This is a genomic window from uncultured Mycobacterium sp. (assembly GCF_964249325.1).
Taxonomy (GTDB): Bacteria; Actinomycetota; Actinomycetes; order Mycobacteriales; family Mycobacteriaceae; genus Mycobacterium.
Genome location: NZ_CAXUCH010000050.1, coordinates 1 through 12,562, shown reverse-complemented (window position 1 = coordinate 12,562; position 12,562 = coordinate 1). Strand labels below are relative to the sequence as shown.

Annotated in this window: 9 protein-coding genes, 2 rRNA genes and 1 pseudogene (1 of these 12 cut by a window edge); 6 read left to right on the top strand and 6 right to left on the bottom strand. The window is 63.8% G+C overall.

The window, feature by feature from the left end; translation table 11 throughout:
- Both ACFE99_RS09120 and glgB read left to right on the top strand, forming a co-directional pair.
- A pseudogene (locus tag ACFE99_RS09120) lies at nucleotides 1-1,450 on the top strand (alpha-1,4-glucan--maltose-1-phosphate maltosyltransferase) (it extends 653 nt beyond the left edge of the window).
- Between the two features lie 7 nt (nucleotides 1,451-1,457).
- Entirely contained in the window at nucleotides 1,458-3,665 is a 2,208-nt protein-coding gene (gene glgB / locus ACFE99_RS09115; RefSeq protein ID WP_375484470.1) for a 1,4-alpha-glucan branching protein GlgB, read from the top strand.
- 33 nt (nucleotides 3,666-3,698) lie between these two features.
- Here the strand turns inward: glgB and ACFE99_RS09110 are convergent, their stop codons facing one another.
- Entirely contained in the window at nucleotides 3,699-4,604 is a 906-nt protein-coding gene (locus tag ACFE99_RS09110; RefSeq protein ID WP_375484468.1) for a co-chaperone YbbN, read from the bottom strand.
- A gap of 188 nt (nucleotides 4,605-4,792) precedes the next feature.
- On the bottom strand, nucleotides 4,793-5,974 hold the full coding sequence (locus tag ACFE99_RS09105; protein WP_375484466.1) for an acetyl-CoA C-acetyltransferase: 1,182 nt from the start codon (nucleotides 5,972-5,974) through the stop codon (nucleotides 4,793-4,795).
- A gap of 81 nt (nucleotides 5,975-6,055) precedes the next feature.
- On the opposite strand from ACFE99_RS09105, the gene mce reads away from it, so the two are divergent.
- Nucleotides 6,056-6,529 (top strand): methylmalonyl-CoA epimerase, encoded by a 474-nt coding sequence (gene mce, locus ACFE99_RS09100; protein ID WP_375484464.1) that lies wholly within the window; start codon nucleotides 6,056-6,058, stop codon nucleotides 6,527-6,529.
- Between the two features lie 59 nt (nucleotides 6,530-6,588).
- Here the strand turns inward: mce and ACFE99_RS09095 are convergent, their stop codons facing one another.
- Complete coding sequence (locus ACFE99_RS09095; RefSeq protein ID WP_375484462.1) at nucleotides 6,589-6,885, bottom strand: hypothetical protein; 297 nt, start codon at nucleotides 6,883-6,885, stop codon at nucleotides 6,589-6,591.
- A gap of 23 nt (nucleotides 6,886-6,908) precedes the next feature.
- Nucleotides 6,909-7,580, bottom strand: a complete 672-nt coding sequence (gene nucS, locus ACFE99_RS09090) for an endonuclease NucS (protein ID WP_375484460.1) — start codon at nucleotides 7,578-7,580, stop codon at nucleotides 6,909-6,911.
- 49 nt (nucleotides 7,581-7,629) lie between these two features.
- On the opposite strand from nucS, the gene ACFE99_RS09085 reads away from it, so the two are divergent.
- From ACFE99_RS09085 to ACFE99_RS09075, 3 genes are all read left to right on the top strand, one after another.
- Entirely contained in the window at nucleotides 7,630-9,234 is a 1,605-nt protein-coding gene (locus ACFE99_RS09085; RefSeq protein ID WP_375484458.1) for an adenylate/guanylate cyclase domain-containing protein, read from the top strand.
- Nucleotides 9,235-9,320: 86 nt separating this feature from the next.
- Nucleotides 9,321-10,808 carry an AlkA N-terminal domain-containing protein gene (locus ACFE99_RS09080; protein ID WP_375484456.1) on the top strand — a complete coding sequence of 496 codons (1,488 nt, stop codon included), beginning with the start codon at nucleotides 9,321-9,323 and terminating at the stop codon, nucleotides 10,806-10,808.
- A complete protein-coding gene (locus ACFE99_RS09075) occupies nucleotides 10,805-11,302 on the top strand; it encodes a methylated-DNA--[protein]-cysteine S-methyltransferase (protein WP_375484454.1) in 498 nt (165 codons plus the stop codon). The genes ACFE99_RS09080 and ACFE99_RS09075 overlap by 4 nt, the downstream gene beginning before the upstream one ends.
- Nucleotides 11,303-11,350: 48 nt before the next feature.
- Here ACFE99_RS09075 and rrf read toward each other — a convergent pair.
- Both rrf and ACFE99_RS09065 read right to left on the bottom strand, forming a co-directional pair.
- A 5S ribosomal RNA gene (gene rrf / locus ACFE99_RS09070) occupies nucleotides 11,351-11,465 on the bottom strand.
- Nucleotides 11,466-11,591: 126 nt separating this feature from the next.
- Nucleotides 11,592-12,562 (bottom strand): 23S ribosomal RNA (locus tag ACFE99_RS09065); the annotation flags it as partial.

The window sequence follows — 12,562 nt, the reverse complement described above, 5'->3', positions numbered from 1 at the left end:
ATACGGAATCTGGGTAGACCGTCCACTGGCCCGCTTCAGCGCGTGGTACGAGATGTTTCCCCGCTCGACGGGCGGCTGGGACGCCGACGGTAAGCCGGTGCACGGCACGTTTGCCACTGCGGCCACAGCACTGCCGCGCATCGCGAACATGGGGTTCGACGTGGTGTATCTGCCGCCGATCCACCCCATCGGCAAAGTTCACCGTAAGGGTCGCAACAACACCGCCACAGCCGCGCCCGGTGATGTCGGATCGCCGTGGGCGATCGGCAGTGAAGAGGGCGGCCACGACGCGGTGCACCCGCTGTTGGGCACCATCGACGACTTCGACGAGTTCGTGGCAGCGGCCCGCGGCCTGGGACTCGAGGTCGCGCTGGATCTGGCGCTGCAGTGCGCACCGGATCATCCCTGGGCCAGAGCACACCCTGAGTGGTTCACTGTTCTGCCCGACGGCAGCATCGCCTACGCCGAGAACCCGCCGAAGAAATACCAAGACATATATCCGCTCAACTTCGAGAACGACCCCGCCGGCCTTTACGACGAAGTCTTGCGTGTCGTGCGGCACTGGATGGACCACGGCATCAAGGTCTTCCGGGTCGACAACCCGCACACCAAGCCGCCGGACTTCTGGGCGTGGTTGATCGGTCAGGTCAAGGCACTTGATCCCGACGTGCTGTTTTTATCGGAGGCCTTCACCCCACCGGCCCGTCAGTACGGACTCGCGAAGCTCGGCTTCACCCAGTCCTACACCTATTTCACCTGGCGCACATCCAAGTGGGAGCTCACCGAGTTCGGTAACGAGATCGCCGAATTCGCAGACTTCCGCCGGCCCAACCTGTTCGTCAACACTCCCGACATCCTGCATGCCGTACTGCAGCACAACGGGCCCGGAATGTTCGCCATCCGCGCGGTGCTTGCGGCGACCATGGGTCCGTCCTGGGGCGTGTACTCCGGATACGAGCTTTTCGAGCGCCGCGCGGTGCGCGAAGGCAGCGAGGAATACCTGGACTCGGAGAAATACCAGTTACGACCCCGCGATTTCGCGGGCGCGCTGGCTGAGGGACGATCGCTAGAACCGTTCATCAAGCGGCTCAACGAGATTCGTCGGCTACATCCCGCATTTCGAGAACTGCGCAGCATTCACTTCCACCACATCGACAACGATGCGCTGCTGGCCTATAGCAAGTTCGACCCGACCACCGGTGATTGTGTGTTGGTAGTGGTGACGCTGAATGCGTTTGGGCCCGAGGAGGCGACGCTGTGGTTAGACATGCCCGCGCTGGGTATGGAGCCCTATGAACGCTTTTGGGTGCGAGACGAGATCACCGGCGAGGAATACCAATGGGGAGCAGCCAACTACGTCCGGATCGACCCTGGCCGGTCGGTGGCACACATCATCAACATGCCACTCATTCCCGAGGCGTCACGAATGACGTTGCTGCGCCGGAGGTGAGGCTGTAATGACACGAAGCGACCCACTCGCTGCACTGCATCTGGCTACCGACCCCAGCGATCTGTCTCGGCTGGCGGCAGGCGAACACCATAACCCCCATAGCATCCTGGGCGCGCACGAGTACGGCGATCACACCGTAATCCGGGCGTTTCGGCCGCACGCGGTCGAAGTTGTCGCGCTGGTCGGCGGGCGACGATACCCGCTGCAGCACATCGATTACGGCTTGTTCGCGGTTGCGTTGCCCTTCGTCAACCTCATCGACTACCGCCTCGAGGTGAGCTATCAGGGCGGCGGTGAGGCGCCCGGCGTCCATACCGTGGCTGACGGCTACCGCTTCTTGCCCACTCTGGGCGAAGTCGACCTGCACCTGTTCGCCGAAGGCCGCCACGAACGGCTCTGGGACGTGCTGGGCGCGCATCCGCGTTCCTTCACCACCGCTGACGGCGTCGTCGAGGGCGTGTCGTTCGCGGTGTGGGCGCCCAATGCCAAGGGTGTCAGCCTGATCGGCGAATTCAATCACTGGAACGGCAACGACGCCCCGATGCGCGTGCTGGGCTCCTCGGGCGTGTGGGAACTGTTCTGGCCCGACTTTCCGACCGACGGGCTATACAAGTTCCGGGTGCACGGCGCCGATGGTGTGGTCACCGATCGGGCCGACCCGTTTGCGTTCGCCACCGAGGTGCCGCCGCACACCGCCTCGCGGGTGACGACGAGCAACTACACGTGGGGTGACGCCGATTGGATGGCTGAGCGCGCGCAGCGCAACCCGGTGTTCGAGCCGATGAGCACTTACGAAGTGCACCTGGGCTCGTGGCGGCCGGGCCTCAGTTACCGCGAGCTTGCCCGCGAGTTAACGGACTACGTTGTTGCGCATGGCTTTACCCATGTCGAGATGCTGCCCGTCGCAGAACACCCGTTCGCCGGGTCCTGGGGATACCAGGTCACCTCCTACTACGCGCCAACGTCGCGGTTCGGCACACCCGACGATTTCCGTGCCCTTGTCGACACGCTGCACCAGGCCGGCATCGGCGTCATCGTCGACTGGGTACCGGCCCATTTCCCGAAAGACGCGTGGGCACTGGGCCGATTCGACGGCACACCCTTGTACGAACATTCCGATCCCAAACGGGGAGAGCAGCTCGACTGGGGCACCTACGTTTTCGACTTCGGCCGGCCCGAGGTCCGCAATTTCCTGGTGGCCAACGCGCTGTACTGGCTCCAGGAGTTTCACGTCGACGGTTTGCGGGTGGATGCCGTCGCCTCCATGCTCTACCTCGACTACTCACGCCCGCAGGGCGGCTGGACACCGAACATCTACGGTGGCCGCGAGAACCTGGAAGCGGTGCAGTTTTTGCAGGAGATGAACGCCACCGCGCACAAGGTTGCACCGGGCATTGTGACTGTCGCCGAGGAGTCGACCTCATGGCCCGGCGTATCACGGCCGACCAACGTTGGTGGACTTGGCTTTTCGATGAAGTGGAACATGGGCTGGATGCACGACACCCTGCACTACATGAGCCGTGACCCAATTTATCGGAGCTACCACCACCACGAGATGACGTTCTCGATGCTTTACGCGTTCAGCGAGAACTTTGTGCTGCCGATCAGCCACGACGAGGTGGTGCACGGAAAGGGCACGCTGTGGGGCCGGATGCCAGGCAATGATCACATGAAGGCAGCCGGGGTGCGCTGCCTGTTGGCCTACCAGTGGGCGCACCCGGGTAAGCAGCTGCTGTTCATGGGTCAGGAGTTCGGCCAACGCGCCGAATGGTCCGAGCAGCGCGGCGTGGACTGGTTCCAGCTGGAACAAAACAGCTTCTCAATCGGGATCCTGCGCTTCGTGCACGACATCAACGAGATTTACCGCAGCCACCCTGCGCTGTGGAGTCAGGACACCACTCCGGAGGGGTATTCCTGGATCGACGCCAACGATTCGGCCAACAACGTGTTGAGTTTTCTGCGGTACGGAAGCGACGGATCGGTGATGGCCTGCGTGTTCAACTTCGCCGGAACCGAGCACAGCGGCTACCGGCTCGGACTACCCTCCGCCGGGCGGTGGCGCGAGGTGCTCAACACCGACGCGACCGATTACCACGGCGCCGGGATCGGCAACATGGGCGGCGTCGACGCTACCGAGGACCCCTGGCATGGCCGCGCGGCATCGGCGGTGTTGGTACTTCCACCGACGTCGGCGCTGTGGCTGGAGCCTGCTTAGCGGAAGGCGATGTAGCGCGGCGCAGTGCGGCGCTCAGTACAACGCGTTGGCGAGGTTGCGCCGGGCTGCGATCACGTCGGGGTCGGCGGGATCGAACAGCTCGAATAGCTCGATCAGCCGGGTGCGTACTTTGGTGCGCTCGTCACCGGAGGTTCGCTTGACTAGTGCGATCAGCCGGTCGAACGCGCCGTTGACATCCTGGTTGAGAATCTGCACGTCGGCCGCGGCAAACGCGGCTTCGATGTCGTCCGGGGCGGCGTCGGCGACGGCCACGGCGTCGGGGCGGCGTTCGGTAGCGCGCAGCAGGAAGTCGATCTGGCGTATCGCGCCTTTGGCTTCGTCGTGGTTCGGATTGGCGTCCAGGATGGCTTGATATGAGTTTTGCGCCGCGGCGAAGTCGCCGGCCTCCAGCTGCTCACGCGCCTGCGCCAACGCGGGGTCGACCTGCTCTGGTTCGCCGGAAGTCGTTGCATCGCTAAGCTTGCCGGCGGTCGCCGAAAGCAGCGAGTCCAGCCAGCGGCGCAGCTGATCGGCCGGCTGCATGCCCTGAAAACTCGACAGTGGTTGTCCGGCAGCCAACGCCACCACCGTCGGAACCACCTGCACGCCGAAGATCTGGGCCACCCTGGGCACGGCGTCGACGTTGACCGTCGCCAGCGACCACTTGCCGTTGTCGGCGGCGGCCAATTCGGCGAGGGTGTCGGCCAACTGAAGGCATACGTCACTGCGCGGCGACCACAGCAGCACCACGACCGGCACCTGATTGGACCGGATCAACACTTCGTCTTCGAAGTTGGCCTCGGTGATCTCAGTGCCCACCTGCTGTGCCGGCGCCGTGTCGCCACCGGCCGGGGCCTTCTGCTGGGCTCGCTGCTTGAGGCCGGATAGATCGACCGCACCGGCCATGGCGGGCCCGATCGGGGGACGGGAACGCGTCACGTCACCAAGTTTGTCACGCCGCTCCGGGGGCCACTCCACCCGGTTGCGACCGCGCTGCTCGCCGTACAAAACAGGTTGAAGCTGCGCCGACAGGCACTCTCATCAGCAGCTATGACGAAAATCACATCGCGCGCCAATAGTGCGCGCCAGCAACGATCCAGCAACCAGCGAGACGACGATTGCGTCGGTTAGCCGGCCCGCAGGATCAGCGCGTCTCCTTGGCCGCCCGCGCCGCAGAGCGCCGCAACCCCATATCCGGAGCCCCGACGCGCCAACTCGAGGGCCACATGCAGGGTGATGCGGGCTCCGGACATGCCGATCGGATGGCCGACCGCGATCGCGCCTCCGTTGACGTTGACGATGTCGGGATCGACGCCGAGCTCTTTGGTGGATGCCAGGGCCACCGCGGCGAACGCTTCGTTGATCTCCACGACATCGAGGTCGTCGACGGAAATGCCTTCTCGCTTAAGAGCCTTCTTGACCGCGTTAGCGGGCTGCGATTGCAGCGTGGAATCGGGCCCGGCAACCACACCGTGCGCGCCGATCTCGGCCAGCCAGGTCAGTCCAAGCTCGGTGGCCTTCTCTTTGCTCATCACGACGACCGCGGCGGCGCCGTCCGAGATCTGCGATGACGAGCCGGCGGTGATGGTGCCATCCGGGCGAAACGCCGGCTTGAGGGCGGCCAGCGAGTCGACCGTGGTATTGGCGCGGATGCCCTCGTCCTCGCCGAACTGCAGTGGATCGCCTTTGCGCTGCGGGACGCTCACCGGCACCACTTCGTCGGCGAAGACGCCGTCTTTCCAGGCCGCAGCCGCCTTCTGATGCGACCGCGCAGCGAACTCGTCCTGCTCGCGCCGGGTGAACTTGTCCGTCTGGTTGCGCTGCTCGGTCAGCGCCCCCATCGGCTGGTCGGTGAAAACGTCGTGTAGGCCGTCGTAGGCCATGTGGTCCAGAACCGTCACGTCGCCGTACTTGTAGCCGGCCCGGCTACCGACCAGCAGGTGTGGCGCTTGCGTCATGGATTCCTGACCGCCGGCCACCACCACATCGAACTCACCAGCACGAATCAGCTGGTCAGCGAGGGCGATCGCGTCAAGACCGGACAGGCACATCTTGTTGATGGTCATCGCCGGGACATCCCAGCCAATACCTGCGGCAACCGCCGCTTGACGGGCCGGCAGCTGACCTGCGCCGGCGGTCAGCACCTGACCCATGATCACGTACTGCACCTGCGACGCCGGCACCTTGGCCTTCTCCAGGGCGCCTGCGATCGCGATGGCACCGAGGTCACTGGCCGAGAAGTCGCGCAGCGAGCCCATCAATTTGCCGATGGGTGTCCGGGCTCCAGCAACGATGACCGACGTCGTCATGAGTACCTCCAGGGCGGGCGGTGACGGCCGATTTGGCCGATCGGAGAGGCGCAACCGTTCCCATCAGGTTACCGTGGCGTTATGACCACCGATCACGTTGACGTCCGTCGCGCCTTGGCCACTGCGTTGGTGACAGCGGTTGACCACGTCGGGATCGCCGTGCCCGACCTGGACGAAGCGATCACGTGGTACCACGACCACCTGGGGATGATCGTGCTGCACGAAGAGGTCAACGACGACCAGGGGATCCGCGAGGCCATGCTGTCGGTGCGCGGCGCCCCGGTGGGCAGCGCGCAGGTGCAGCTCATGGCGCCGCTCGACGAGTCGTCGGTGATCGCGAAGTTCTTGGACAAGCGCGGGCCGGGCATTCAGCAGCTCGCATACCGGGTCAGCGACCTCGACGCGCTCACCGAGCGGCTGCGCGACCAAGGTGTCCGGCTGCTGTATGACGCCCCCCGGCGCGGCACCGCAAACTCTCGGATCAACTTCATCCATCCCAAAGACGCCGGCGGCGTGCTGATCGAGCTGGTCGAGCCGGCCGCCGAATCAGCGTAACCACTCGGCACGATTGCCCGGCTTTTCCTCCGGCCGCTCGGCCCTCATCGGTCGCCGGGCTACGACTGCTTACGGGTCGGGCCGCGTGTTGCGCGGTGGGTCCAGCATGAGGTGTGCCAGTGGCGCCGATCGTCGACACCAGCCTGCGGCGAATCAGCGGGCCATACCACCACATGTGCGGTGCGAGAGCGGATTTCGTGATCGCAACCGGGGCACCGGTATGTCTTGGAGGCGCGGGCTGCGGCAACCGGTCGCACCTCGTATTCGTAACCGCCCGGTCCGATTTCAAGCCGCCGCGGCACCGCCAACGACTGCACGGGCAGCCGCCGGCGTGGCGGCGTACGACGCCGAGCCATGCGGCCAGTGTAGTGAGCCCGATTCAAAATAGCCGGTATTCGCTACTGTCCAGCCCGCGCATCTTGTCATAATCCAAAGTAACACAACGGATCCCGCGGTCGATCGCTAAAGTACGCGCCTGCGGCTTGATCTGTTGGGCAGCGAGCACTCCACTGACCGGGGCGAGCACACTGTCGCGGTTGAGTAATTCGAGATAGCGGGTCAACTGCTCGACACCGTCGATCTCGCCTCGGCGTTTGATCTCGACAGCCACCGCGCGGCCCTGTTCGTCTCGGCACAGCAAGTCGACAGGGCCGATCGCCGTCATGTACTCGCGGCGGATCAGCGTATATCCGTGCCCGAGCAGTTCGACATGCTCAGCCAGCAATGCCTGCAGGTGGGCTTCCACACCGTCTTTGACCAGCCCGGGGTCTACGCCAAGCTCGTGGCTGGAGTCGTGTTCGATGTCTTCGACGGTGATGCGCAGCTGCTCGCCGGCCTTGTTCTGCACCACCCACACCGGCATGGGCCCGTCAAGTTCCTCGGTGACCCAGCACGGCGGGCTCATCCAATTGAGCGGCTTGTAGGCCCGGTCGTCGGCGTGCACACTCACCGATCCATCGGCTTTGAACAGCAGCAATCTGCGCGCAGACGGCAAATGCGCAGTGAGCCGGCCCAGATAGTCAACGGTGCATTGAGCGATCACAAGGCGCACCTGAGTCACCTTAGAGTCACGACGGCGGACAAATTAGGCTGACGCCACCATGATGGCCAAGCAAACGGTGGCGCAACGCCTGGGCCGTCTCCTGGAGAGACTGACCCGGCAGAGCGGCCGGCTACCGGAAACCCCGGAGTACGGCTCGTGGCTGCTGGGCCGGGTTTCGGAAAGTCAGCGCCGCAGGCGGGTTCGGATTCAGCTCATCCTCACCGTCGTGATCTTGGCGGTGAATCTTATCGGTATCGGTGTCGACCTGCTGCTACTAGCAGTGGCTTTCCCGGTACCCAGTGTCTTCAGCGATGCGCCGGCGTGGCTCACGTTCGCGGTCGCACCGGCCTACATGATGCTCGCTCTGGTATTCGGGATCTTCTGGATGACCCGACGAACCGTGAATGCACTTCGGTGGGCAATCGAGGAACGCCCACCCAACCGCGACGACCAACGCAACACCTTCCTGGCACCATGGCGGCTCGCGCTGGTCACCCTCATCCTGTGGGGATTCGGGGCAGCGTTGTCCACCACTCTGTACGGCCTTGTCAATAGCTGGTTCATCCCGCAGGTCCTGTTCTCGATAAGCTTTTGCGGCGTACTGGTCGCGACCGGCTGCTACCTGCTTACCGAGTTCGCGCTGCGCCCAGTGGCGGCCCAGGCGCTGGAGGCCGGACGACCGCCACGACGGCTCGCCCCCGGGATCATGGGCCGGACCATGGTGGTGTGGATGTTGGGTTCGGGTGTCCCCGTTGTGGGCATCGCGCTGACTGCGATCTTCGCGCTGTTGCTGCGGAACCTGACCGAGACCCAGTTCGGGGTGGCGGTGGTGATGCTGGCCGGGGCAACGCTGGTATTCGGATTCATCCTGATGTGGATCCTGTCGTGGCTGATCGCGACGCCGGTCAGGGTGGTGCGCGCAGCGCTTAGGCGTGTCGAGCAGGGCGATTTGGATTGCAACCTGGTCGTATTCGACGGCACGGAACTCGGTGAACTGCAAAGCGGTTTCAACGCGATGGTCCACGGTTTGCGCGAACGAGAACGCCTGCGTGATATTTTCGGGCGTCATGTCGGCCGCGAGGTCGCTGCAGCTGCAGAGCAAGAACGGCCGAAGCTAGGTGGCGAAGAGCGCCATGTCGCAGTAGTTTTCGTCGACATCGTCGGCTCCACGCAGTTGGTTAGCAAACGCCCTGCCACCGAAATCGTCCAGTTGCTCAACCGATTCTTCGCGGTGATCGTCGACGAAGTGGACCGTCACCGTGGACTAGTCAACAAATTCGAGGGCGACGCTGTGCTGGCCATCTTCGGCGCGCCAAACCGGCTGGAGCGTCCGGAGGACGAGGCGCTCGCGGCCGCACGGGCCATCGCCGATCGGTTGGAGCGCGAGGTGCCGGAGTGCCAGGCGGGGATCGGGGTCGCGGCGGGAGAAGTCGTCGCGGGCAATGTCGGCGCGAAGGAACGGTTTGAATACACCGTGATCGGCGAACCCGTCAACGAAGCGGCCCGACTGTGCGAACTGGCTAAGTCCGACCCCGCCCGGTTGATGGCTTCGTCGGAAACGGTCGACGCTGCGAGCGAAAACGAGCGCGTTCATTGCTGTCTCGGCGACACGGTGACGCTGCGCGGCCACGAAGAACCAATCCAGGTGGCCGTGCCCGGCTAAAGGTCGGAGATAGATCCGATGTCTGCTCCGACGACGATGTCGTATTTCCGCCAGTGATGTCGGTGGCCAGGTGTAATTGTCGAAAGGTGCATGACGACTTTGACCGCTGCTACCGCGCCGTTCAGTCCAGGGACGCCCGGTTCGACGGTTGGTTTGTCACCGCAGTGCTGAGCACCGGGGTATATTGCCGGCCCAGCTGCCCTGCCCGTACACCGTTCGCCGGCAACGTGCGGTTCTATCCAACTGCGGCGGCCGCGCAGCGCGAGGGTTTCCGGGCCTGCAAACGGTGCCGTCCTGACGCTTCCCCGGGTTCTCCGGAATGGAATGTGCGCGGCGACGTTGTCGCGCGCACTATGCGCCTTATCGCTGACGGCACCGTGGACCGCGAAGGTGTCGGCGGGCTCGCCCGCCGGGTCGGCTACACCACTCGCCAGCTCGAGCGGCTGTTGCAGGTCGAAGTCGGCGCAGGGCCGCTCGCGTTGGCTCGCGCTCAGCGGACGCAGACCGCCCGCGTGCTCATCGAGACAACGGAGCTGCCGCTGAGCGACGTCGCCTTTGCAGCTGGGTTTTCCAGCATCCGCCAGTTCAACGACACGATCCGCATGATCTGCGGCACTACTCCGACAGCGTTGCGTAGCCGGGCCCTGACCCGAAGTGGTTGCGACGTCGCCTTTCCGGGCACCGTGTCGCTGCGGCTGCCGGTCCGGACGCCGTTTGCCTATGAGGGCGTTTTCGGCCATCTGGCCGCCAGTGCGGTGCCCGGCTGTGAGGAAGTCCGGGACAGGGCGTACCGACGCACCCTGCGGTTGCCGAACGGCAACGGCATCGCGAGCCTAAAGCCTGCGCCAGACCATGTCCGTTGCCTGCTGCTTCTCGACGACTTCCGCGACATGGCAACAGCGATCGCCCGCTGCCGGCGGCTTTTGGACCTCGATGCCGACCCCGAAGCAGTAATCGAGGCGCTGGAAGGCGATTCCAGTTTGGGGCCTGTGGTGGCCAAGGCGCCCGGACAGCGCATTCCACGCACTGTGGACGAGTCTGAGCTGGCGGTGCGCGTTGTACTGGGTCAGCAGGTATCGACCAAGGCGGCACGCACACACGCGGGCAGGCTGGTCGCGGCCTACGGACAGCCGATTCATGACGCACACGGCGGGCTGACGCACACGTTTCCGTCCATCGAGCACCTTGCCGAAATCGATCCTGGCCATGTGGCGGTCCCGAAGGCGCGGCGGCTGACGTTGGGCGCGCTCATCAGCGGGCTCGCAGACGGCAGCGTCGTCCTAAACGCCGGATGCGACTGGGAACGTGCGCGACAGCAGTTGCTGGCATTACCCGGAATTGGGCCCTGGAGCGCAGAAGTCATTGCCATGCGCGGCCTTGGCGATCCGGACGCCTTCCCCGTCGGGGACCTCGGTCTGCGCCTGGCGGCCAGACAGCTTGGCTTGCCCATGGAGCGACGGGCACTAACCGCGCGAAGCCACCGTTGGCGACCGTGGCGCTCGTACGCCACTCAGCATCTTTGGACCTCGCTCGACCACCCAGTGAACCACTGGCCTGCACAGGAGACGGCATGATCCGTTACCGCACCGTCGACAGTCCGATAGGTCCGCTGACATTGGCCGGCGAGGGATCCGTTCTGACTCACTTGCGCATGGTCGACCAGACCTACGCGCCCAATCATGCTGACTGGGTGTCCGACGATCGGGCGTTTCCGGACGCCGTCGATCAGCTGCAGGCTTACTTCGCCGGCCAGCGCACCGCTTTTGAGCTGCAGCTCGATTTGCACGGCTCGCAATTCTATCGGCGAGTATGGGGGGCACTGCTGACCATTCCGTACGGGGAAACGAGATCGTACGGAGAAATCGCCCGCCAAATCGGTGCGCCGGGCGCCGCCCGCGCCGTGGGATTGGCCAATGGACGAAATCCCATCGCCATTGTTGTGCCCTGCCATCGGGTAATCGGCGTCAGTGGCGGCCTTACCGGATACGGTGGTGGACTCGACCGAAAGCGGGCGTTGCTTGAATTAGAAAGACGCGGGATGTCAACGAGTATGACGCTATTCGACTAATCCGTGTTAATTGAAAAGCACCCCCCGGGGTGGGGGGTGCTTTTGTGTGTTCGGCGGTGTCCTACTTTTCCACCCGGGGTGGGTAGTATCATCGGCGCTGGCAGGCTTAGCTTCCGGGTTCGGGATGGGTCCGGGCGTTTCCCTGCCGCTATGGACCGCCGTAACGTTATTTGTTTTGTGTTTTGTTGACTGTGTTTGGTGGTGGGGTGGGTGTGGGTGTGGTTGCGTTGGTTTGATTGTCCGGCTCCTTCTTGGGCCCGTGTGCGGCCTGCATCGGTGGCCGGACGGTGTGGGTAAGTTTTCGGCCGGTTAGTGCCAGTGGCCTTCGCCCCTTGCGGGGTGTCTAGGTCTGGTCTATTGATCCCGTGTTCTGCGGGGGGCCTTATCCCACTGGAATGGGTGAGAAGCCTGGTCTTGGAGAAGGTTTCCCGCTTAGATGCTTTCAGCGGTTATCCTGGCCGAACGTGGCTATCCAGCGGTGCCCCTGGTGGGACAACTGGTGGACCAGAGGTTCGTCCGTCCCGGTCCTCTCGTACTAGGGACAGGTGTCCTCAAGCTTCTGACGCGCGCGGCGGATAGAGACCGAACTGTCTCACGACGTTCTAAACCCAGCTCGCGTGCCGCTTTAATGGGCGAACAGCCCAACCCTTGGGACCTGCTCCAGCCCCAGGATGCGACGAGCCGACATCGAGGTGCCAAACCATCCCGTCGATATGGACTCTTGGGGAAGATCAGCCTGTTATCCCCGGGGTACCTTTTATCCGTTGAGCGACACCCCTTCCACTTGGGGGTGCCGGATCACTAGTCCCGACTTTCGTCCCTGCTTGACGTGTGGGTCTTGCAGTCAAGCTCCCTTGTGCACTTGCACTCGCCACCTGATTGCCGTCCAGGTTGAGGGAACCTTTGGGCGCCTCCGTTACCTTTTGGGAGGCAACCGCCCCAGTTAAACTACCCGCCAGGCACTGTCCCTGAACCCGGTTCAGGGTTCGAGGTTAGAGGTCCAATACGGCCAGAGTGGTATTTCAACAACGACTCCACAATCACTGGCGTGACTGCTTCACTGTCTCCCACCTATCCTACACAAGCCGCATCGAACTCCAATACCAAGTTGTAGTAAAGGTCCCGGGGTCTTTTCGTCCTGCCGCGCGTAACGAGCATCTTTACTCGTAGTGCAATTTCGCCGAGTCTATGGTTGAGACAGTGGAGAAGTCGTTACGCCATTCGTGCAGGTCGGAACTTACCCGACAAGGAATTTCGCTA